Origin of the sequence: Oceanobacillus sp. E9 (assembly GCF_001741975.1) — a bacterium.
GTDB lineage: Bacteria > Bacillota > Bacilli > Bacillales > Amphibacillaceae > Oceanobacillus > Oceanobacillus kimchii.
Window position 1 is genome coordinate 391,580 of record NZ_LSNA01000008.1, and the last position, 21,608, is coordinate 413,187.

Annotated in this window: 25 protein-coding genes and 1 pseudogene; 5 read left to right on the plus strand and 21 right to left on the minus strand. The window is 34.6% G+C overall.

Annotated elements, in window-relative coordinates; all coding sequences use genetic code 11:
* Nucleotides 1-29: 29 nt before the first annotated feature.
* The 4 genes from AQ616_RS15670 to AQ616_RS15685 form a co-directional block, all read right to left on the minus strand.
* Nucleotides 30-359, minus strand: coding sequence for a YflT domain-containing protein (locus AQ616_RS15670; protein WP_017795314.1), 330 nt, complete (start codon nt 357-359; stop codon nt 30-32).
* 123 nt (nt 360-482) lie between these two features.
* Complete coding sequence (locus AQ616_RS19795; RefSeq protein ID WP_069686206.1) at nt 483-683, minus strand: hypothetical protein; 201 nt, start codon at nt 681-683, stop codon at nt 483-485.
* A gap of 19 nt (nt 684-702) precedes the next feature.
* The gene (locus AQ616_RS15680) at nt 703-1,260 is read right to left on the minus strand and encodes a cysteine hydrolase family protein (protein WP_069686277.1); all 558 of its coding nucleotides are present in this window, start codon (nt 1,258-1,260) and stop codon (nt 703-705) included.
* A 4-nt stretch (nt 1,261-1,264) separates the two neighbouring features.
* Nucleotides 1,265-2,185, minus strand: a complete 921-nt coding sequence (locus tag AQ616_RS15685; RefSeq protein WP_017795311.1) for an aminoglycoside phosphotransferase family protein — start codon at nt 2,183-2,185, stop codon at nt 1,265-1,267.
* A gap of 157 nt (nt 2,186-2,342) precedes the next feature.
* Here AQ616_RS15685 and AQ616_RS15690 point away from each other — a divergent pair, with 157 nt between their 5' ends.
* Genes AQ616_RS15690 through AQ616_RS15700 form a run of 3 tightly spaced genes read left to right on the plus strand, consistent with a single transcriptional unit; the run spans nt 2,343 to nt 5,187 of the window.
* On the plus strand, nt 2,343-2,714 hold the full coding sequence (locus AQ616_RS15690) for an ArsR/SmtB family transcription factor (RefSeq protein ID WP_017795310.1): 372 nt from the start codon (nt 2,343-2,345) through the stop codon (nt 2,712-2,714).
* Nucleotides 2,704-4,839, plus strand: coding sequence for a heavy metal translocating P-type ATPase (locus tag AQ616_RS15695; RefSeq protein ID WP_069686207.1), 2,136 nt, complete (start codon nt 2,704-2,706; stop codon nt 4,837-4,839). The genes AQ616_RS15690 and AQ616_RS15695 overlap by 11 nt, the downstream gene beginning before the upstream one ends.
* Nucleotides 4,840-4,857: 18 nt before the next feature.
* A complete protein-coding gene (locus AQ616_RS15700) occupies nt 4,858-5,187 on the plus strand; it encodes a thioredoxin family protein (RefSeq protein ID WP_017795308.1) in 330 nt (109 codons plus the stop codon).
* Between the two features lie 380 nt (nt 5,188-5,567).
* Here AQ616_RS15700 and AQ616_RS15705 read toward each other — a convergent pair whose 3' ends face one another.
* The 7 genes from AQ616_RS15705 to AQ616_RS15730 all read right to left on the minus strand — a co-directional run bounded on the left by AQ616_RS15705 (nt 5,568) and on the right by AQ616_RS15730 (nt 10,949).
* Complete coding sequence (locus AQ616_RS15705) at nt 5,568-6,398, minus strand: C40 family peptidase (protein ID WP_069686208.1); 831 nt, start codon at nt 6,396-6,398, stop codon at nt 5,568-5,570.
* 280 nt (nt 6,399-6,678) lie between these two features.
* Nucleotides 6,679-7,881 (minus strand): beta-N-acetylhexosaminidase, encoded by a 1,203-nt coding sequence (gene nagZ / locus AQ616_RS15710; protein ID WP_069686209.1) that lies wholly within the window; start codon nt 7,879-7,881, stop codon nt 6,679-6,681.
* A 97-nt stretch (nt 7,882-7,978) separates the two neighbouring features.
* On the minus strand, nt 7,979-9,196 hold the full coding sequence (locus AQ616_RS15715) for a CynX/NimT family MFS transporter (protein WP_069686210.1): 1,218 nt from the start codon (nt 9,194-9,196) through the stop codon (nt 7,979-7,981).
* 141 nt (nt 9,197-9,337) lie between these two features.
* Nucleotides 9,338-9,508, minus strand: coding sequence for a hypothetical protein (locus tag AQ616_RS19655; protein WP_168156652.1), 171 nt, complete (start codon nt 9,506-9,508; stop codon nt 9,338-9,340).
* Nucleotides 9,509-9,535: 27 nt separating this feature from the next.
* Nucleotides 9,536-9,910, minus strand: a complete 375-nt coding sequence (locus tag AQ616_RS15720; protein ID WP_069686211.1) for a VOC family protein — start codon at nt 9,908-9,910, stop codon at nt 9,536-9,538.
* Nucleotides 9,911-10,224: 314 nt separating this feature from the next.
* The gene (locus tag AQ616_RS15725; RefSeq protein WP_017795303.1) at nt 10,225-10,509 is read right to left on the minus strand and encodes a hypothetical protein; all 285 of its coding nucleotides are present in this window, start codon (nt 10,507-10,509) and stop codon (nt 10,225-10,227) included.
* 74 nt (nt 10,510-10,583) lie between these two features.
* Nucleotides 10,584-10,949, minus strand: a complete 366-nt coding sequence (locus AQ616_RS15730; protein WP_017795302.1) for a hypothetical protein — start codon at nt 10,947-10,949, stop codon at nt 10,584-10,586.
* A gap of 179 nt (nt 10,950-11,128) precedes the next feature.
* Between AQ616_RS15730 and sspO the strand changes: the two genes are divergently transcribed.
* A complete protein-coding gene (sspO, locus tag AQ616_RS15735) occupies nt 11,129-11,281 on the plus strand; it encodes a small acid-soluble spore protein O (protein WP_017795301.1) in 153 nt (50 codons plus the stop codon).
* A gap of 170 nt (nt 11,282-11,451) precedes the next feature.
* Here sspO and AQ616_RS19660 read toward each other — a convergent pair.
* The 10 genes and pseudogenes from AQ616_RS19660 to AQ616_RS15780 all read right to left on the minus strand — a co-directional run.
* Nucleotides 11,452-11,658: pseudogene (locus AQ616_RS19660) on the minus strand (P-loop NTPase family protein); the annotation flags it as partial.
* Nucleotides 11,659-11,940: 282 nt separating this feature from the next.
* Entirely contained in the window at nt 11,941-12,414 is a 474-nt protein-coding gene (locus AQ616_RS15740) for a glutathione peroxidase (RefSeq protein ID WP_069686212.1), read from the minus strand.
* Nucleotides 12,415-12,536: 122 nt separating this feature from the next.
* Complete coding sequence (locus tag AQ616_RS15745) at nt 12,537-13,340, minus strand: ABC transporter ATP-binding protein (RefSeq protein WP_069686213.1); 804 nt, start codon at nt 13,338-13,340, stop codon at nt 12,537-12,539.
* Nucleotides 13,340-14,371: a FecCD family ABC transporter permease gene (locus AQ616_RS15750; RefSeq protein WP_069686214.1), complete on the minus strand. Its 1,032-nt coding sequence runs from the start codon at nt 14,369-14,371 to the stop codon at nt 13,340-13,342. The genes AQ616_RS15745 and AQ616_RS15750 overlap by 1 nt, the downstream gene beginning before the upstream one ends.
* Nucleotides 14,368-15,402 carry a FecCD family ABC transporter permease gene (locus AQ616_RS15755; protein WP_069686215.1) on the minus strand — a complete coding sequence of 345 codons (1,035 nt, stop codon included), beginning with the start codon at nt 15,400-15,402 and terminating at the stop codon, nt 14,368-14,370. The genes AQ616_RS15750 and AQ616_RS15755 overlap by 4 nt, the downstream gene beginning before the upstream one ends.
* Before the next feature lies 1 nt (nt 15,403).
* Nucleotides 15,404-16,459, minus strand: coding sequence for an iron-siderophore ABC transporter substrate-binding protein (locus AQ616_RS15760; RefSeq protein WP_069686216.1), 1,056 nt, complete (start codon nt 16,457-16,459; stop codon nt 15,404-15,406).
* A 263-nt stretch (nt 16,460-16,722) separates the two neighbouring features.
* Nucleotides 16,723-17,733: an aminoglycoside phosphotransferase family protein gene (locus AQ616_RS15765; protein ID WP_069686217.1), complete on the minus strand. Its 1,011-nt coding sequence runs from the start codon at nt 17,731-17,733 to the stop codon at nt 16,723-16,725.
* 333 nt (nt 17,734-18,066) lie between these two features.
* On the minus strand, nt 18,067-18,660 hold the full coding sequence (locus AQ616_RS15770; RefSeq protein ID WP_017795293.1) for a DJ-1/PfpI family protein: 594 nt from the start codon (nt 18,658-18,660) through the stop codon (nt 18,067-18,069).
* Between the two features lie 61 nt (nt 18,661-18,721).
* Complete coding sequence (locus tag AQ616_RS15775; protein ID WP_017795292.1) at nt 18,722-19,381, minus strand: lysozyme inhibitor LprI family protein; 660 nt, start codon at nt 19,379-19,381, stop codon at nt 18,722-18,724.
* Between the two features lie 331 nt (nt 19,382-19,712).
* Nucleotides 19,713-20,186 carry a DJ-1/PfpI family protein gene (locus tag AQ616_RS15780; RefSeq protein ID WP_168156654.1) on the minus strand — a complete coding sequence of 158 codons (474 nt, stop codon included), beginning with the start codon at nt 20,184-20,186 and terminating at the stop codon, nt 19,713-19,715.
* Nucleotides 20,187-20,469: 283 nt separating this feature from the next.
* Between AQ616_RS15780 and AQ616_RS15785 the strand changes: the two genes are divergently transcribed.
* Nucleotides 20,470-21,141 carry a hypothetical protein gene (locus AQ616_RS15785; RefSeq protein ID WP_069686218.1) on the plus strand — a complete coding sequence of 224 codons (672 nt, stop codon included), beginning with the start codon at nt 20,470-20,472 and terminating at the stop codon, nt 21,139-21,141.
* The last annotated feature ends 467 nt before the right edge of the window (nt 21,142-21,608 follow it).

Sequence of the window (21,608 nt, forward strand, 5' to 3'; positions counted from 1 at the left end):
AGCTCCAAGCGATTTCTACATTGTATCCTTTATTTTAGCACTATTTGTGCTCTTTCATCTTTGACAATTAAAAAGACTTTTCCTTCATCCATATCCTCTTCGAATTCATGAGCTTCTGCGTCTGCTACTCCTAATTCGATAAGCTTTTCTCTTAATTCATCACCTTGTTTTTCAAAGGAACCGATGTTTTCTTTATTATAGTCAATTCCTGAAATATCTGTATTGCTAACAATTCTTGCTGTACGATCATCATCATGTGATAACACAAAAATTTCTTTAGAATTAATATCACTTTCTTTTAAAGTATTAATATCCTTTTCTAGTGCTTCATCGTTTGTATAAGCTTTTACAAATGGCATGATATTTACCTCCTATTAATTTGATTATATAATCTGTATTCCCAGTTTTAATAAAGTTAATCATTTTTATGGAAGGTAAAATACGCCAACTAATAATAGATTGCTAATATCAATAATTGCCGATCAAATATACATTTCACTTAGATTTAATAAAGTATGGTTATTTTCTATCTTAATTCTAAAGTGATTCATAATCCACACTTGTTCCCCACTTAGCGTATGCCTCTTATCCGCCTTACATCGATACAGTTCATTTGTTACTTCAATTTCAGTAATCTGGAGTGGATATATTTCATTTAATAATTTGAGTATTTTTGTGTTCATATATTATTTCCCTCTTTATTCACCTATAGTTATCATGAGTAGGAATAAATAGATCTTCATTTGAATTCCGAACGACAGAAAAATGATCTACATTATAATAACCGTGGAGGGTTGTATTATGGTGTCGGATAATTTGTTCTCCACTTAACACTTCATTGCCTTTCGTTGAATGTCCGTCTCTGACAAGTGTTACATCCATGCCATTAATAGTAGCAGTTCGAACAGCACTATCAATACAGTGCTGGGTTTCACAGCCCATAATAATTAAATGGTTAAACTCCTCAGCCTTTACATACTCTAATAGACCAGTCCCGTAGAAAGCATTTGTTGCCGATTTATTAAAAAATCTCGCATCTTCCGGTACATGTATGTTGCGATGAACTTCAAATCCCTCTCCTTTACCTCCTGCCACATCAAGATCTCTAACGAATACGACAGGAATATTTTCTTTATGTGCTTTTTCAATCACAATATTAACATTACTTATAAGTTGATCCTTCAAGAAAACAGGCGGTTCTGTATCATTTCCTTCCATCAAATCTTGTTGCACATCAATAATTAAAAGTAGTTGCTTGATCAAATCAATACCCTCCTTCCCTTCTATACCACTTCGGTACAATTTCTTCAAAATAATTGTGATCCTCTAGAAATGTGTATACTTTATCCAGCATCTGATTCAAATTCTCTGGTATCGTTTTCAATGTCCATACAACTGTCGAGAACACACACATTGCAAGATAAAGAGAATATAATCGCCAAAACCCTTCATCCGGTTCTCTTCCACTGAAGTAGCCTTTAATCTGTCCAGTACAAAATGGAATACTAATTTCCCGGCTAAAAATACCAATTTTCAAGAATTCATGAACAGGGTCTCCCCAATCGTATCGATTGAAATCAATGACTCCTGCGAACTCGCCGTTATTAATAATCAGATTAGAAAGGTGATAATCATCGTGCTGAAATACATTCGGACGATCTTTCATCAAATGCATATGGTCTTTAATAAAACGTATGATTTTTTCATCATTCTTTACTTGTACTCCGCAATTTTGATAAGCTTCCATATAACTTTGGTGTTTGATCACTTTTCTGGAATACCAAGAAGAAATCTGTGGTGGCACTTGAAGTCTATGTATCTTCTTCAGTTCTTCTCCCGCCTCTACGCCCACCTGAAATTGCTTTTCTTCAGATAGTTTGAGGACTTCTATTTCCGCATCTTCTCCTTCGATATATGAAGTAATCATATACCCATGCTGACCCACCTCACCAATGGCTTTAGGTCTGGAACAGGCTACTTGGTTTTCTTCCATTTTCTTCAACACCATAAATTCTAGTTGTTTCTGCTTCATATCAGCGCAATCAAATATACGTAGTAATCGTTTCTGATTTTTCTCTGTATGAATAATATATTTCTTATCAGCAGAGAACCCTTTTTCAATTTGGATAATTTCCTTACATTCACGTAATTCTGGTATTTTTCTTATTAATCCTTGATTAGTCATCATATCCCCCTTTAACCACCTCTACTTACTATTCTATCTTTATCTTTATTTTCCTTTATGAGAGTATACAAACTAACATTCAAACGAATACTTGAATATAAATAAATTTAGTAATACAATACAATCAAATGAATATTTGAACAAGGACGTGAATTTTATGATAACTAAAGATACTTGCGATATATATTGTCATAATGAAGAAAAGGTTAATCGTGTTCAATCCAAGATGAAAAACAATGATTTAGAAGGTATGGCAAAAATATTCAAAGCCTTATCTGATCAAAATAGAGCGAAAATTACTTATGCTTTATGTGAAGAAGATGATCTTTGTGTTTGTGATATTGCGAATATCATCGAGACATCAGTCGCAACAGCTTCTCATCATTTGAGAACGTTATATAAACAAGGAATTGTGAACTACCGTAAAGAAGGAAAGCTCGCTTTCTACTCTCTAGATGATGATCATATTCGTCAACTTGTATCTATTGCACTAATTCATCATCAAGAGGGGGAAAACCATGTCTTATAGTCAAATAAACACTAATCCTAATGCAGAAACATATCGAATACAAGGTTTAAGCTGTACGAACTGTGCAGCAAAGTTTGAAAACAATGTAAAACAATTACCTGGTGTTGAGAATGCTCAAGTAAATTTTGGAGCATCTAAAGTATATGTTGAGGGAAATACAACCATTCAAGATTTAGAAAAAGCAGGTTCGTTTGAGAATCTAAAAATCTCAGATGAAAGAGAACGTAAATCCAAAAAGAAGATTTCTTTTTGGAAACAAAAAGACAATATCCGTCTCTACATTGCCGCTTTTATTATAGTTATCAGTCTTATCGCTAGTTATTCCTTAAATGAACAAAGTATGATACCAACTATAGGTTTTGGCGCAGCAATTCTGATTGGCGGCTACTCTCTATTTATCAAAGGACTCAAGAATTTAATCCAGTTCCAGTTTGATATGAATACATTAATGACTATCGCCGTTGTTGGTGCAGCATTAATAGGAGAATGGTTAGAAGGCGCAGCGGTCGTCATTCTATTTGCGATAAGTGAAGCATTAGAACGATTTTCTATGGATAAAGCGAGACATTCCATTCAGTCTCTAATGGACATCGCACCAAACGAAGCACTTATACGCAGAGGTAATATAGAGCAAACAGTCGATGTCAACGACATACAGATAAACGATATTATGATTGTGAAACCTGGACAAAAAATAGCGATGGATGGCACTGTCATCAAAGGATCTTCATCTGTTAACCAATCAGCTATTACGGGCGAAAGTATTCCTGTTGCTCGAATGACGGACGATGAAGTTTTTGCAGGTACATTTAATGTAGATGGATTATTAGAAATACGTGTTACGAAAAAAGTGGAAGATAACACTATCTCCAAGATTATTCATCTTGTAGAGGAGGCACAGGCGGAACGTGCGCCTTCACAAGCTTTCGTAGATAAATTTGCTAAATACTATACCCCAGTAATCATGCTCGTTGCTCTCATGGTGGCGATTGTTCCTTCAGCTATCACAGGAGATTGGAGTACTTGGGTATATCAAGGATTAGCTATATTAGTCGTTGGTTGCCCTTGTGCACTTGTAATCTCTACTCCCGTTGCAATTGTTACTGCAATTGGTAATGCCGCTAAAAATGGTGTACTGATTAAAGGTGGCGTGTATTTAGAAGAGACTGGATCACTACAGACTATCGCTTTTGATAAAACAGGTACCTTAACAGAAGGTGTACCGCACGTAACCAATATTGTATCCTATCAAGGCGAAGAAGATTATAACTTATCACTCATCGCCGCTATTGAAAATGGTTCCCAGCATCCACTAGCTGCTGCGATTATACGTAAAGCGGATGAAAATAACATTGTATTTAAAAATGTGGAAATGGAAAACTTTAAATCGATCACAGGAAAAGGTGTTCAAGCTACGCTAGACAACAAAGATTATTACGTTGGTAGCCCTGACTTTTTTAAAGATTTACACACATCCATCGATTCAACTATCCAAAAACAAATAGAAGACTTACAATTAGAAGGAAAAACGGTGATCATTCTAGGAACTAATCAAGATATTCTCTCGTTATATGCCATCGCAGATAAAGTTAGAGAAGCATCAAAAAATGTAGTGATAAAACTAAATAAGCTTGGTATGAATACTGTCATGCTAACAGGTGACAATCACAATACTGCTTCAGCAATTGGAAATCAAGTCGGTGTCACCAATGTTAAGTCAAATCTATTGCCAGAAGATAAATTGAAGTACATTAAAGAGTTATCAACTAACCATCAAAAAACAGCGATGGTAGGAGATGGCATTAACGATTCTCCAGCACTCGCAGCTTCTACTGTCGGCATTGCAATGGGTGGTGCAGGTACCGATACCGCTTTAGAAACCGCTGATATCGTATTAATGTCGGATGACCTTAATAAATTACCATATACGATGAACTTAAGTAAGAAAACGCTAAGAATTATTAAAGAAAACATTATCTTTTCATTAGGAATTAAACTAGCAGCCCTATTACTCGTTATTCCAGGATGGTTAACGCTTTGGTTAGCAATCTTTGCAGATATTGGTGCAACATTAATCGTAACACTCAACAGCTTACGCCTGCTTAGAGTAAAAGATGACGCATAACTAAAAAGGAGTCGCTGTATGAAAGAATACACACAACTAACTTCTATCGAGATGGTTAGAGAATTTACGAGGGACAATCAATTATCATTCATATATATTTCTAGAGAAAACTGTAGTGTTTGTCATGCCGTGTGGCCAAAGGTTCAAGAGCTATTAAGTGACTACCCACAAATCCAAGTAGGAAAAGTCGATGCAGATGAAGTGAAAGAAATTGCAGGAGAATACCTAGTATTTACGGTACCTACCATGTTTTTGCTTCTAGAGCAAAAAGAATTATTTAGGGAAAGCCGATTTATTCGTATCGATCAATTAAAACAAAACCTAGAACGAGCTATACTAGATATCTAGTAAAAACCCAATTTAACTAGACATGTATTGAATAATTTAAAGACGTTATCAAGAAAAAACTCCTTGAGTATGGTTTATTATTCCTTTAATGTAGCTGCTTGGATTCGGCTTTGATTGTAATGGAAGACGGCGACTCCTGCTCAGAATAACGAACTGAAGATCCACTTGAAAAGTGTTCTTCTTTTCAAGTTAGCTGAGGCCGTGCCTGCTAAAAAGCGTCCGTCTATAATGGAAATCAAACAGCACAACATTCGAATTTTATACTAAATATATTAATTATGAAATTGGTTCATTAAATTAAAAATAAAACACAAAGAAAAGAGGCTAGATTTTACTAGCCTCTTTTCTTTGAGTAATCATACTAATTTTTTTAGATTATATTATTCAGTGAAAGACTTTGCGCCAATGTAATGATCTTGCCAGTAATCAATGGTGAAATCAGCGACACTGACACCGTCATTTCCAGCATGAATCATTTGACCATTACCAATATAGATACCACTGTGTGAAGCTCCTTTAGTGTCATAGGTTCCTTCAAAGAATACAACGTCTCCAATTTCAGGAGAATCTACATGTACTCCATCATTTACCCACATCTCACTATGCGTACGAGAAATATCAATATCTACTTGATTGAATACATAGTTAATAAATCCACTACTATCCATTCCATCTGTAGTTGTTCCTCCCCATACATAAGGAGTACCTACAACGCTCTCTGCTGCAGCAACAATATCGGATTGGATGTCTCCAGACTCAGTTGTATTCTCATCTTCGTCTTTTTCTACAATATTTAATTCTCCATCAGAACCTTCATTTTCTACTGCCAACGCTTCTTCTGTATTTGGTCCTACAATACCATCCACTTGTAAATCTTGGTCTGCTTGATATTCTCTTACTGCTTCTTCAGTAATTGGACCAAAGATACCATCAATGTTATATGTATAATAACCTTGATCTTGTAATTCTTCTTGCAAGTTCTCCACTGCAGAGCTTACATCCCCGCGCTGAATGAGTCCTACACTCGTGGAAGTTTCTTCTTGCTCTGTTACGTTAGGAAGGTTACTTTCGCTAGCAGGTATATCTCCCTCTGAAGCTCCTGCTCCAGCATTAGCAAACACGCTTCCCGCAAAAATAGGTGTTAGGGCTAAAGAAGTAACAAATGCTGTAGAAAGCACGTATTTCTTAGCTGATAGATTGGACTTTGCCAACGTTATTCCTCCTTTGTTTCTCTACTATACTAGTTAAAATATGATGAATATCGATAAAATCCATCATATTTTATCACTGCACCTAATCTATCATATGAAAATCACAGTGTATTAACATTGAGTTTAAGGAGAAATAACAATTTATTTTAGTATTTTACAGCTCTTTTTTCTTTAATCAGGAAAATAATACCGGTAGATAGCTAGATTTTAAATATATGTTAAAAATATCCAATTAAAATTAAATTAAGAATCTCTTTATACCCCCAATAAATAAAAAAGGTCAAGAGACTTTATTTAAAATCTCTTGAACCTTCTCGTTAATCCATTGAAAGTATGTCTGAGGAGTTTCTTCGTTTGAAAGTTTGTATTTCCTTTTTAAATGAATGATTCTTTCAACACTTTCGTTAATATTCACTTCACTTATATCGCCATTTTCTACAGCTGCTTTCAATGCCTCATGAACAGAAGTCACCGCATTTGGATGATGTGCGATAAGTATCATATCACTGCCAGCTTTTACTGATTGGATAGCCGCTTCTTCTATTCTAAAGTTTTCCGTTATTGCTCCCATCGTTAAATCGTCTGAGATAACAACTCCATTAAAACCCATATCGTCTCTCAATAATCCAGTAATCATATTTTCAGACATAGATGCTGGGTATGTGGCATCCATTTGCGGCAATAAAATATGTGCAGTCATAACTACGTCAGCTCCATTGGAAATTGCTTTTTCGAAAGGAACCAGTTCAACTTCTAAAAGTTCCTTCAAGCTCTTGTCCACTTTTGGAAGCTCTAAATGTGAATCCTCACTTGTATCCCCATGTCCAGGAAAGTGTTTGACGACAGAGATAATTCCTTCACTCTGAATTCCTTTCATGGTTTGGATTCCCATATCACTCACTATATCTGGATTGTCACCAAAGGAACGATCTCCAATAACAGGATTATCTGGGTTACTATTTACATCAAGCACTGGAGCAAAATCTAAGTTAAAACCTAACCCCTGCATCTGTTTTCCTAAAAGCGTACCAACTTCAAAAGCAAGTTCCTGATCTTGTTCTTTTCCTATAGACCCACTAGGAGGAAGACTTGTAATCTCTTCTGGCATTCTTGTTACACTTCCACCTTCTTCATCAACCCCAAGAAGCAATGGATAGGGATTATTCTCATTCACTTTTTTCATGTCATTCATAAGATTTACAGTTTGCGTCTTACTTTCGATATTGTCTGCAAATAGAATGACTCCTCCAATATGATAATGTTCAATCATATCTTTTGTTTCATTATTTATTTCTGTTCCGTCAATTCCACCAACGATCAGTTGGCCGATCTTTTCATCTAAACTCATCTCTTCTACCTTCGCGGATATTTCACGAATATTATCTGATGATCTGTATCTTTGTTTGTCCTCTACATTTATTAAAAACATTAACGCTCCAACGATTAATATTGCAGTTATCGTAATGCTAATCCACTTCATCATGATGCTACCTCCGGGGTGTTAGATTTAACTTTCATTCCTTCACTTTCCCCCATTCCCTCAGAAGTATTTATAATTTATAAAACTTGTCTTATATTACTTAATCAATCACATATCTGTCTTTACCAACTTGATATCCAATAATAATCAATAATACCGCTATTATAATCAATGTTAACAGTGGAAACGTCCAGCTTGCTGTAACATCATAAATAGAACCAATCGCAAACGGACCTATAGCAGCAAGTAAATAACCGACAGATTGTGCCATTCCCGAAAGTTCCGTTGCTTGTTCCGCATCCTTAGACCGAAGCCCTAAGAAAGTTAAAGCCAAAGCAAATCCTCCACCTAATGCGATTCCAATAAAAATCAAACTAAATATTATCATTGCCCAAGAATCTCCCAATAACAATCCACCATATCCAATTAATGAGAAAACACCAATCGAACAAGCAATAAAGGATTGTTTTTGTAACTTACCAGCTAGGATAGGGATAGCAAAACTCGCTGGTAATCCAATAATTTGTGTAATGGAAAGGAGCCATCCAGCCGTCGCCATGCTCATACCAAAATTATGCAAAATTTCAGGAAGCCAAGAGATCGTAACGTAAAAAAGCGTTGATTGTAAGCCTAAAAAAGCAGCAACGACCCATGCCAGCGGTATCCGCCACATACGATTACCAGATAGAATTCCTTTTTTAGAAGGAGTAATGTTTTCTTCCTTCGTTGTGTCTTTTCTTATGATAATCATCCATATTACAGCCGCAAACACAGCAGGTATTGCCCAAATAAGTAAAGAAAGCTGCCAACCCAGGCCTAGATCTTTCGCAAGAGGGTTACTTAACCCAGATCCAGCCGCAGCAAAAATATTCATAACCGTGGTATAAATACTAGTCATCAATGCCACCTTTAACGGAAAGTGACTCTTAATCACACTCGGTAATAATACATTACATATTGCTATCCCTGTACCGATGATTAAGGTTCCTATTAGTAATAAAGTAAATACAGAAATAGATCGAATTAAAATTCCAATCATAATTAATATAAGTCCATAGATTAATACTTTTTCTCTTGTAAATTTATGAGCAAAGTTTGGTACCATAGGTGAAATAACTGCAAATGCTATCAATGGCAAGCTCGTTAATAATCCTGCCGTACCATTTGAAATATCAATATCTTCTCGAATAAAACTTATCAATGGACCTACTGATGTAATGGCCGGACGTAGATTAAATGCCACAACAATAATTCCTATAAATAAAAGTACAAATTGAAGCTGATTATTACTCTTTTGATTCTCTTGAGATTCTACCATGATGAACCTTCTTTCTAACGCAAAACATTATTCTTTAACAATTTAATATACGCTTCATTGAATAATATAGCAACCTCTCCAGGTGAATTTTTGACAATATAAAAAAGGCTAGATATACCAGCCTAACTAATCGTAGGAATGTTAAAAACGTTTATAAACGAATGGTTGAATAAAGAAGATAAAAATGATTCCCCAAAAGGAAGTAGCAAACCATCTGTAGAATGAATCATCTATTTCCGAGAAAGCAAGCAAAGGAAGTACCACGATTATAGAAAGTAATACTTTTGCCTTAACAGTTGAGCTTTTATCCAAAACATCCACCTCATTCTATATGATTATTTATCCAGTACAAATCATAATCATATTCTTATCTGGGTCGCTTATATTAAAAAAAGAAAAATCATCAAACTCTACGATATCTGACTCTATTTGAAATCCTAATTGTTGAAGATATTCATATGCTTGATAAATATCCTCTGTGTAGAAGTTAAATAGTGGATACGGTAATGGCTGTATTTCTTTTGTCATTCCTGGAGGTCCTGCATCTAACGTTATACCTGTATTCTGTTCCATCTTTAAGTTATGTACTGGATCAGCGACTTTACTTACATCTACTTCTTCACTTAGCAAATCACTATACCATTGAACCGAACGTTGTAAATCACTCACATGAATAAAAATGGTATTGGTACGTTTTATAATTGGGTTACTCATTCTTTATCTCTCCTTCAAATAAACGTTTGATTAAAATTGTGGTTGTAATATTCTGTCAATTATTATAACATAATCCTTTTTGACAGTAGTAATCTTGTTTAAAAAAAGTAATATTTTTTACTTATTTGAAGTCCATATCATACTCCATTCGCTTTGCCGTATCTAACGCAACTGTACACCCAACAGCTTTCGAACGAAAAGAAATGACATGTTTATACCCTCTAAAATCCCATCAGATATAATTATCGGAAATACATACAAGTTACATATGAAAATAGTATTTATGTAGAATAAGAAGGCAGATGTTTACCTTCTCATTTATCTTCATAAAGCCTAACATTGGAAACATCATTTCTGTTAAAGTTGTGAGTTAATTCTTCTAGCTCACGAACTGCTTTTTCAAATTCACGTCTCGTAAGTTGCTTGGTGGCTAGTAATGAACATAACATCGCATATGCTATCGGTTTAGTATCAACAAGAATACTAATATCGACATCTGAATTTCCGCTTTCCCTAATCGTTGACTCGATAGCTTGTGTATCGTTTGAATAAGGTCTTCTTTTACCTTTAATATTATATAGATTATCTATATTCGCCATATTACAACCTCCTTTTCGCCAAAGTTATAGGGACAAAGTGGGATGGTTGGATATCCCACTTTGAAAACATTGTATTAAAATCTTTTTCTTTTTTTGCAACAATGATGATTATCTTTATGACGATCATCGTCGTCGTTATTATCTTGTTCGCCTGCTACATCACCATTATCGTTAAAGTTATCGTCGTCAGTATCTGCTTTAGACTTAGACTTAGAATCGGATTTTACATCTACATAAGAATTTCCACTGTTAACTACTTTTGCAATATTGATATTACGATTTTTGTTCTTTGATTTGTTGTCGTTATCGTTATCGTTGTCATTGTCAAGCTTTATATCAGAATCAAAATCAACATTTGATTTCGAATCTGCATCTGCCTGTGCACGCGCTTTTGAAAAACTGAATTCTTGATTCCCATCTTTATCATATTTTTTCCACATATTATTATTTCCCCCCTTTACTTTACATTGATAATCTATGCGTTTTTTCTTTTTATGTGGGGGCGGATACTCTAAGGCAATTGCTTGTTTTTAATGTTTTTAGTATATCTATCACATTAGGAAGTATTTATTACATAAATTAACTTTACATAGGAAAAATAAGTTAGGAGGTGTTTTTTATGAATAAAAAGTCAAAGAAAGATCGTGCTAATATGAGCGATGAACAAGCAGTCAGAGGAAATCTTTCCAAACAATTTGATCATGAATTTGCCAATGAACCATTAACAGCCGAAGAAAAGTTTAACAATAAAAAAACAAAGAAAAGACAGTAATGGATATGGTATTAGCCCCTTGACTTAATTTCCATGGGGCTAATTTTTAAATAGAAATCATTTTTTTGATCTATGTATCCTGGAAATAGTTTCTAAAAACCACTAACCTCCCTTGGTGTGATTTCAAAATAATAATTTGTTTTGTATCTGATAGTTGTTTAAGACTCGCTAAATTTAATACTTCTTTTTATCGCTCGGAACAAACAAATATACCTTGATATATGTAGAAAAATAATGGTATCCACAGCATGTAATCTGATTTCCATCGTACCACCGTAATTACCATCAATAATCCAAGATTCTCTTTCCACTAGTTCCTCCTGGTTAGGTTTCTCAAAAAGTGCATCAACGGGCGTAATACTTGCATCACCCTTCACCCAAGCATCTGTTTAGCCATGCACAAACTGTTCCCTTGTTTTTATGGGTGGTTCGACAATGGGCATTGAACTTCCTGTTTCTTTTGAGGTAAAGGAAACGCAATGAGCTGAAAGCAAACCGATGTCGACTTTCATCACCCAAAGGAATAAGCACGACTTGTCTGATGAGTAATATTCAATTTATTATTTATGCAACGCAAAAAATCAGCAGTCTTAAAGACTGCTGATTTTATTTTTTTATTTTTTTATCTTTTTAAATTTCAGCCCCAAAATCACCTAAGCTTATAAAAGCGCTTTGATATCATTTTCTATTTTTGCTGGTTTATCTTTAGGAGCGAACCTCTTCACTACGTTACCATTTCGATCTACAAGAAACTTTGTAAAATTCCATTTCACGTTACTGCCTAACAATCCTTTTTGTTCCTCTGTTAAATACTTAAATAATGGAGCAGCATTAGGACCTTTTACATCAATCTTTTTAAACAATGGAAATGTAACACCAAAATTAATCTTACACGCTTCTTCCATATTGTCATCATCGACCGGTTCTTGTTCATTGAACTGATTACTTGGAAATCCAAGAACACGCAGTCCCTGATCTTGATATTCTTGGTGCAATTCTTCTAATCCTTCAAATTGATTCGCAAACCCGCATTTGGTTGCTGTATTAACAATTAATAAGACATTGTCACGATACTGAGATAATGAAATTTCTTCTCCATTACTTTTTTCAACTTGATACTTGTATATAGACATAATGTCATGCACCTCCTACTACTTAGAATAAAGTAACTTCACGAATTTATAAACTATCAAGCTTACATTCTCATAAGATGCAATAAGACAAATAATTACTTTTAACTATATCACAATAAACCTTAAGCTTTTACATGATACCGACCTTTTGGAATCACTAATGGAGTTTGTGAAATAGGATCTGGAATAACAATGCAATCTAAATCAAACACAGTTTTCACGAGCTCACTTGTTAGAACTTCCGTTGGATTCCCTTCTTCTATAAGTTTGCCTTCTTTTATCGCAAAGATATGGTCTGCATACCGTGCTGATAAATTTATATCATGCAATACCATCACAATGGTTGTACCGTATTTTCGATTTAATTTCGTTAGTAAATCTAAAATCTCCACCTGATACGTGATATCTAAAAAGGTAGTTGGTTCATCTAGAAGTAAGATATCTGTTTGTTGCGCTAAAGACATGGCAATCCATACACGCTGTCTTTGACCACCTGAAAGCTCATCAATATGTCGATCGGCAAACTCAGTAATATTCATAATTTCCATTGCTTCACTAACCGCTTCATAATCTTTTTTTGTCCAGCCTTTTAGAAATGTTTGATGCGGAAACCTTCCTCTTCCCACCAAGTCTGCAACTGTTATTCCCTCAGGAACAATTGGTGACTGTGGTAATAATCCTAATACTTTAGCTACCTGTTTCGGGGGAATTTTTTGAATTGATTTTCCCCCTAAGATAACTTGACCAGAGGAAGGCTTGATAAGCCTTGCCATTGTCTTAAGCAGAGTAGATTTCCCACAACCGTTCGCTCCAATAATAATGCTGATTTTATTACTTGGAATGGAAATATCTACATCGTGTAAGATAGCTTTATTATCGTATCCAGCAGTAATTCCCTCTGTATGAAAATCATGTGTCGGTTTCATTATAAATCTCCCTTTCGATTCATTCGGATTAGCAAATAAATCAAGTATGGTGCTCCGATAATACCTGTGATTACACCTACAGGGTACCTAGCAGCGAATGCAAATTGTCCTACAAGATCTGATGCCAAAACTAAAATGATGCCAACAAGTCCTGCTGGAATAATACTGGAAAAACCTGCACCAACTAACCTTTTGGCAATAGGCCCAGACAGAAAAGCAATAAATGCGATAGGTCCTGTTGTAGCGGTAGCTAACGCAAGAATCAGTACGGAGGTAATAATTAGTATAACTCGCGTTTTATCCGTGTTGACTCCAAGTGAAATGGCAGTTTGCTCGCCAAGTTCTAGCATATCCAATCGCTTTCCAAGCGCTACGATAATTGGCGCGAAAATAATAACAGCAATGATAAGAGGATAAACATCCTCCATCTTAGCACCATTTAAACTACCATTAAGCCATCTCATTGCTGTAGGAATATCATTTTCCTGACCAATCATTAATAAGTAAGATATTACTGCATTTAGCATAGCCTGAATGCCAATTCCTACTAAGATTAATCTACCAATTGAAAAAGAAGTACCTCTTGCTAATAAAAAGATAACAATTACTGTAGCAAGTCCACCAATAATAGAAGCAATAGAAACAACTGTAGTACTTGCTTGAAGTACAATGATACAGAAAACAGCTGCAGCGCTGGAACCAGCTGTTATTCCGATAACATTTGGATTTGCTAGTGGATTACGAAGCATCGTTTGAAATACATATCCAGCAACCCCAAAAGCAAACCCCGCAAAAACACCCGCTACCATTCTTGGAAGACGAATCGTTCCTACAGCAAATGAAGCACCTTGGACCTCCTCACCAAGCAATACACTTATGACATCCGAAATAGGATAGATTGTATTACCTAGCATAAGCATAGTACAACTTAGCACAAAAGCAGTGATTGCCAGTAAAGAAGTGACAAGGATAAAACGACGACGTCTTTTTATTCTACCTATCATAATAAGATTCATTGATTTATTCATCATAAAGCACGCATTTTCGCTTTCATAGTTATTAAGATTAATATAGGAGCTCCGATAAAGGCCGTAACCACACCAACTTCAAGCTCACCAGGACTTCCGATAACTCGACCGAATACATCAGATATCGTTAAAATAACGGCACCTGCTAAAGCAGATAGAGGGATAACATAGCGTAAATCAGGGCCAATCACGAGTCGGATTACATGTGTTGCTAACAAACCGATAAAACCGATAGGACCTGCTAGTGCTGTTGCTACACCACACAATATCACGCCTCCAAAAGCTGCAATAAGTCTTAGTGTTCCTGTACGTACACCTAGCCCAGTAGCTGCTTCATCACCTAATGCTAATGCATTTAGAGCTGGTGAAGTAGCAATCGCTATGATTATCCCCACAAGAAGAAAAGGAATAAACAGAGAGACAGAGTTCCAATCTCCAGCTCCTACACTACCTACCTGCCAAAATCTAAATTCATCCATAACGCTGGAACGAGGAATCATAACTGCCATTACGAGTGAAGATAACGCTGCACTCGTCGCTGCACCCGCTAAAACGAGTTTAAGGGGCGTGGCACCGCCACTCCCCATCGAACCAATTCCGAATACAAAAATGGCAGTTAAAATTGCTCCTACTAATGCAAACCAAATATAATGACTAGCACTACCAATATTAAAAAAGGCAATTCCACACACGACGAATAACGCTGCACCTGTGTTAACTCCTAATATACTAGGATCTGCAATTGGATTACGAGTAACTGATTGCATTAGTGCTCCAGAAACTCCAAGTGCAGCACCACACATTAAACTAAATACAGTTCTCGCAATTCTTTGGCGAACAACATTTGCTCCGTGGGTCTGTACTTCCGGATGGAACAAGCCATCCATTAAATCATTCCACCCAACAACACGAGACCCAAAAGCAAGCGAAGCTAATATACTTATACCAAGCAATACAATTGAAAGCAAAAGTACTTTTATTAAATTCTTCGGTAAATGCAACTGCTTATTTTCTGAAACGGATAGATTATTCATTTTATTCGACTTTATTAGCAGCTTCTGAGAGTAAAGTTAAGTATTCATCAATAGTGTATTGAATAGACAGTACGCTTGGAGTTCCTGATGCTGCAAGTGGCGTATTATCTCCAATAACTACGACAGAACCTCTTTCAATTGCTGGCACTTTCCCGAAAATTGGATCTGCTTGTAGCGCTTCAAGTGTATATTCATTACCATAGGTTACTAAAATATCAACATCATTAAGCATATCTGCATTTTCAGCACTTGGTTCTATATAGAAACTATCTGAATCCTGTATTTCATTTGTAATACTTTCAGGATATTCCATCCCTAGCTCAGAAAGGAATCCACCACGTGGATCTGCAGGTGTGTAGACAAAGAAACTAGATAAATCTTCCGCATTTACACTTAGAAAAGCAGCTGATTTTCCTTCAAGTTCAGGATATTCACTAACCTTTTCATCAATTTGGTTCTCTACATCTGCAATTAATTGTTCGCCTTCTTCTTTCATTCCCATAGCAGTAGAATTCATTTCTAACTGCTCTCTCCATGTAGTCAACCAAGGAGCATTTGGATAGGCAACAACCGGAGCAATTTGAGTTAATGTATCATAATCTTCTTGCGTTATACCTGAGTATGCTGCAAGAATAACGTCTGGATTACTATCAGCAATTGCTTCGAAATCTAAACCATCCGTATCTTGAAAAAGATTCGGGGCTTCTTCACCCAGTTCTTGTACTTTTTCTGCAGTCCAAGGTAACATTCCACTATCATCTTGAACACCATAGTTTGCAGCAGAAAATCCTGCTGGAACTACCCCAAGAGCTAAAGCGTCATCATGGTTTCCCCACTGAATCGTTGTAATTCTTTCTGGTTTACTTTCAATAACGGTCTCGCCTAAAGCATGTTCAATTGTGATTGGGTATTGATCTTCTGTTTCTGCTGAATCATTAGATTCTTCTTCTGGCTCATCTGTCTCCTCTGTTGAGGATTGGCCCGAACAACCTACTAATACTAAAGTAGCAATAATAGTAAACATTAATACTAGTAAAAATGGTTTCTTTTTAAGCATATGTAAACCCTTCCTATCTATTATTTAGTTTTTGGTCTAAGGGTTTTTGACCGATAAACCTTATTGTAATAATGATAATCATTATCAATTAATATACTTTAATCCTATGTTATTGTCAATAATCAAAATATAATATCTATTACTATTAACCTACCTTAGGAAGTAGTAATTTAGGCATATAAGAACAAAGGCGCAAGCTCTATCTACAGTAAACAAATTTTACTAATACACCAAAAAAACTCCTTTAAAGTAATACAAAAGAATTACTCTAATAGAGTTTCTGCCAAATCTGTATATTTTTTTACCCATATTGAAAAAGAAAGCTCATCATCCCAAGTAACCATCTTCGTCGCTTTTGCATTTCCCCAATCAAGCACTCTTTGATGAAGCATATGCACTTTTAGACGTTTTTTTCCATTCTCTTTTCCAGCTAAACTGTTAAAATAAACATCTATTAAGTGCTTAGCTGGCACTATTTCATTTTTATCAATATAATATGTAATCATCTTTATCAAATCTGAAATAGGATCAGCAAAATAAGCATTTGTAAAATCAAATACGCCGCTTACCTCCCAACCGCTACGGTCCTTATTAATTAAGAAGTTTCCAGGTTTAAAATCTCCCATCACAAATGTTGGCGAGCAAAAATGATTAAAATCTTCCTTGGATTCAGTTAGTAAGGATCTTACCCATTCCATATCTTCATGCGTTATTTTCGAGAATCTCTTCGCATCTTCTAACCAGTACATTATTCTGCTAAATAGCCACTTCGTATAACTATCCTCAAAAGGTGCTATCTTCAAGCTTACAGTATCTAGTTCACCAAACGTATTCACCTTCCAATTATGCATTGAAGATAACGTTTGGCCAATTAACTCAGCTATTTTAAGTTTCTCCTCTACATGAAGGTTATCTTCTAATTCTTTTGAATTTAAATGCTTTCCTTCAAGGCGTTGGATAATGGCGTAATTCCATCCAAAGATGTCATTGGAATCATCAATTATATAGAGTTTTGGAACTTTCACATTTGTTCTATTATCTATATTATCAATAAAAAAATTCTCCTCGACCAGCTGACCGGGATAGAGAGGGTTGCCTTTTAATACAAAATTTCCTTTTGTTGATGTAACAAACATTGTTTGTCCCATAGCTCCATGTTCTGTTTTACTCGACGTTAGGAGTTTACCTAAATCATACTTATCAAGCATTGACTGTAACTGAGAGTTTTTTACTTCTCCTAATCTCTTTGAACCAAAAATTATTTTTGAAGTCATATAAAGTCCTCCACATGAAAAAGCATCTTTTAAATGATTCACTTATTCAAAATAGATTCACTTGAGTCAATCTCATACTAGATATTTTGTGAAATCCAAATGTTCGATGTTTTGATTTTCATTACATTTGCGCTTTCCGCAGGCACCGGTTTTTAGCTAACTTGAAAAGAAGTACACTTTTCAAGTGGATCTTCAGCCCGCGCAATTCTTATAGGAGTAGCAATCCTCATTCCAATCAAATTCAAGTTTTTGTCTTAACCTTAATATTTTATCCAAACACCACTAGAATTTCCTGTTTTCAAATAAAAATTACCAATTATAAAATTCATTCACTTATAAATTAATATCATATTCCATTCGTTTGGCTGTCTCTTTCGCAACTTCAATTCCATGTAACCTAGAAATCAAATGAAAAGACATATTAATTCCTGCTGAAATCCCTCCAGAAGTAATAATGGAACCCTCATCAATAAACTTAGTATCACGTTGGACTAATACAGATGAATATTCCTTCTCTAGTCTATCTAAATCCATCCAATGTGTAGTTGCTCTTTTCCCATCTAGAATTCCTGCTTTTGCAAGTAGCAGCGCACCAGTACAGACCGAAGTCATAAATTCTACTTTTGCTTGTTGATTTTTAATCCAATTAATTACGTTAGGATTGCTAATTTCAATTTCTTCAGCACCATATCCTCCAGGAATTATTACGATATCAAAGGAAGGATGATTGACAAAACTATAGTCTGGATAAACTTTCAAACCATTTCTTGCAGTAACTAGTTCTCCATTTTCTGAGATAGTACTCACATTGAACAACTTATCATTCGAATTATGTAATGTTGTAATAGAAAAAACTTCAAATGGTCCTGCAAAATCTAAAACTTCTACTTCATTAAATAATAATATACCAACTGTTCGCTGTGACATCTTATACCTCCCAAATTATTATGTATATTCAGCAAATTAAAAGTGTAAGTTAACGAACAGGTTATTTCATATATTCTTCCACTAATTGAAAGCATCTTTCCTCCGTTAAATTGTTTTGAACAGTTACATACTCCAACTGCTCCATAGTGCCATTTTCATATACTAGCGATGCCTCCTTCGCAGTATTATCCCTGTATTCTAACCACTCTCGTTGTTCTACTCTTAAAGCTTCCATTTCTTTTGTTGATAACTGAACTTCTAAAATACCGTAAATTTCATTTAATAAACCATCCCAAACATCGTATCTGTCACCTTCTACTTTTTTTAAAGCATAAGTAATATCATCTTCTGATTCTTTACGAATTTTATCTGTCTCTTTTTTGGTTTTATATAGTTTTTCAAGATATTCCTCTTTCAAACTTTGTATATTATTAGTAGAATTTCCAGTTTCCTCATCACTTTTCTCTTCAATTTTTCCAGCTGTATTAGGATTATTTTTCTGAACAATGGTATCTGAATCAGAAGTATCTCTATCTGTCTCCTCTTCCAATGCATCCGTTGGGGAAGACGTATGGTTTGAATCTGGAGAAGCTTGATTCGAGCTATGATTTTGTTCGGTATTATCTGTGCCGTTTGATTCTTCTGCAGAAGTATTACAACCTGCAGTTATTGCTATAGTAATCAACACTATTCCTAATAAGCTTGTATATTTTGAATTCATGACAACATATCCTTTCTCATTTTATCCATATTGATGAGCTCACTCTGAATATTTGGTCAAATCTATATTGCATCTAACCACCAAATAATCTTGGGAAACAAAAATATAGAAAATCAACCATAATAGGGAAGCTATCCCTAAAATAAATCCTATATATTTACTTAATCTGTTCATCGTAGTTATCCCTACATAAAAAGATATGAGACAAATTAATAAGGGAAATACAAGTAGAACTATAAAATAGCAAACACCTCCAATATAAGTAAGACAGAAAAAAAGAACACCATTATAATATCTTGATGTCCCACTTCTTGTTTGTTAAATTTCATCTCTATTGAAAGTTGTGTTTAAATTCGATTACTTTAGCAGTTCTTTCTGCAATTGATTCTCCTAAAGTTTGCGAAACAAGATAAAGAGCCATATTAATTCCTGAAGATACTCCTGCAGCTGTTATAATATTTTCATCATGAACAACTTTCTTATTAGCTAAAACTATAATATCAGGGTATCTTTCTTGTAATAACTTTAAAGCTAAATGGTGAGTGGTTGCTTCTTTATTGCTTAACAATCCTGTTTTACCTAATATAAATGCTCCCGTACATACAGAGCATATATATTCAATATTTTTTTGATTAATAATCCAATTAATTATATTTTTGTTTTCCACTGTAGATTCTACGGCTTTTAAAGGACCGCCCGGGATTATTAAAATATCTAGCTTGGGACAATTATTAATACCGAATTGGGGCTCAATCTTTACTCCTGAGTGAGTATTTGTGCTTTCTCCAGTTTCTGTTAGGGTCAATACATCGAATGGCCTAGTTGGTAAAAGTTTCTTTCTATATAGAGTCAAGGTTTATTCAGCTTTTAAATTAGTCGTTAGTGACAATACTTCTGCCGGACCCGCAAAATCTAAAATATCTACATAATCATACAATAAAATACCTACTTTACGTTTCTTCATTTAGTAACTCCTTGGCATAAACTCTAATAAATATTTTAACACAAAACACAAAACATTAAATCAAATATAAATTTTAAAACAATTAATACTGTGATAATATTAGGTGAAAAGATCTACATAAGCGATGAAGGGTAGTGAAATTATCTTTAAAAACAAAAAGCAATTTCATATTACTTTGGTTATTTTTACTATCTACGTAGTGTTAAGTTTCCCTTTCTTTCATGAAAATTTTCCTGAGAGTAATGTCTTTATATTCAATATTGCTATCAATTCATGGGATGGTCTAAATTATCTTGGCATTATAGCTTTAATTTTACTGTTTACTAGTCTTACTCTAGCTGTAAAATCATTAAATCAATTTAAAAAACGTACTGTTCTTATAGGGATATTATTAGCAACCTTCATTCCTCAATATCTTGCTGATGCATACCAAAAAACACTTGCTACAGGAGTATATGCAATATCTTATAAACAAGAGTTTAGTGAATGTGATATTCGAAAGAATGGAGATACTACCTTAGTGGCTGAATGTAACCTTATGTTAACCAATCATAGCAACAGCGATGTAGAATTATTACTTTCTTTTATTGATAAATACAATGATGAAAAACATGACATGATTAAAATCGTTAACAATGGTGCTCCATACAATCTAAAATTACATAAAAATGAAAGCAAACACGTAGAAATTTATTCAACAATTGACGCTTCCAGGTTAGAAGAAGCAATGGATACTGGGAATATGAAAATGCTCAATATCAAGATTGAATCTGATGGTAAAGAAAGAAAGTTGTAAGAATTTAAAAGGTGAGTTTATTTTAAGGCCAATTACTGGAATTATCATACTGTGCTTATACTGTTTTCCTTTTGTTTATTTTTCTATGTACATAGATTTTGTGAATAATCTAATGTTTGGATATCTGATTATGATTGTTTCTACTGCTATTCTTGCTTTCATTAGCAAATTTTTTCGTAATTCATTTATTATCGTTTCCGGAAATTTTCTATCTCTATTGTTTTCGTTATACTTTACTAGCCTGTTAGCCGATAACGATTATTGGACTGGCTATTTTAAGCCTTTTTGGCCATACCAGCTAGTAATTTTAGTAACTATTTTAAATCTAATTCCACAGTTAATAGCGATAAAATTATCCTCTAACTTTAGGAAAAGGAGAGAGTAGTATTACCCTTATACAATTAATAGTAATCATTTTTCAATACAAACTTTATATACACTAAAATAAAGTGCTTAACTTCTAATAT

Coding starts and splice junctions, on each gene's coding strand:
- AQ616_RS15725 (WP_017795303.1), bottom strand. CDS start 10,509: ATGGCGAATATAGATAATCTATATAATATTAAAGGTAAAAGAAGACCT.
- AQ616_RS15760 (WP_069686216.1), bottom strand. CDS start 16,459: ATGCTTAAAAAGAAACCATTTTTACTAGTATTAATGTTTACTATTATT.
- AQ616_RS15765 (WP_069686217.1), bottom strand. CDS start 17,733: ATGACTTCAAAAATAATTTTTGGTTCAAAGAGATTAGGAGAAGTAAAA.
- AQ616_RS15745 (WP_069686213.1), bottom strand. CDS start 13,340: ATGAAACCGACACATGATTTTCATACAGAGGGAATTACTGCTGGATAC.
- AQ616_RS15695 (WP_069686207.1), top strand. CDS start 2,704: ATGTCTTATAGTCAAATAAACACTAATCCTAATGCAGAAACATATCGA.
- AQ616_RS15775 (WP_017795292.1), bottom strand. CDS start 19,381: ATGAATTCAAAATATACAAGCTTATTAGGAATAGTGTTGATTACTATA.
- AQ616_RS15740 (WP_069686212.1), bottom strand. CDS start 12,414: ATGTCTATATACAAGTATCAAGTTGAAAAAAGTAATGGAGAAGAAATT.
- sspO (WP_017795301.1), top strand. CDS start 11,129: ATGAATAAAAAGTCAAAGAAAGATCGTGCTAATATGAGCGATGAACAA.
- AQ616_RS15785 (WP_069686218.1), top strand. CDS start 20,470: ATGAAGGGTAGTGAAATTATCTTTAAAAACAAAAAGCAATTTCATATT.
- AQ616_RS15755 (WP_069686215.1), bottom strand. CDS start 15,402: ATGAATAATCTATCCGTTTCAGAAAATAAGCAGTTGCATTTACCGAAG.
- nagZ (WP_069686209.1), bottom strand. CDS start 7,881: ATGATGAAGTGGATTAGCATTACGATAACTGCAATATTAATCGTTGGA.
- AQ616_RS15750 (WP_069686214.1), bottom strand. CDS start 14,371: ATGATGAATAAATCAATGAATCTTATTATGATAGGTAGAATAAAAAGA.
- AQ616_RS15670 (WP_017795314.1), bottom strand. CDS start 359: ATGCCATTTGTAAAAGCTTATACAAACGATGAAGCACTAGAAAAGGAT.
- AQ616_RS19795 (WP_069686206.1), bottom strand. CDS start 683: ATGAACACAAAAATACTCAAATTATTAAATGAAATATATCCACTCCAG.
- AQ616_RS15715 (WP_069686210.1), bottom strand. CDS start 9,196: ATGGTAGAATCTCAAGAGAATCAAAAGAGTAATAATCAGCTTCAATTT.
- AQ616_RS15690 (WP_017795310.1), top strand. CDS start 2,343: ATGATAACTAAAGATACTTGCGATATATATTGTCATAATGAAGAAAAG.
- AQ616_RS15770 (WP_017795293.1), bottom strand. CDS start 18,660: ATGTCACAGCGAACAGTTGGTATATTATTATTTAATGAAGTAGAAGTT.
- AQ616_RS15720 (WP_069686211.1), bottom strand. CDS start 9,910: ATGAGTAACCCAATTATAAAACGTACCAATACCATTTTTATTCATGTG.
- AQ616_RS15730 (WP_017795302.1), bottom strand. CDS start 10,949: ATGTGGAAAAAATATGATAAAGATGGGAATCAAGAATTCAGTTTTTCA.
- AQ616_RS15700 (WP_017795308.1), top strand. CDS start 4,858: ATGAAAGAATACACACAACTAACTTCTATCGAGATGGTTAGAGAATTT.
- AQ616_RS15685 (WP_017795311.1), bottom strand. CDS start 2,185: ATGACTAATCAAGGATTAATAAGAAAAATACCAGAATTACGTGAATGT.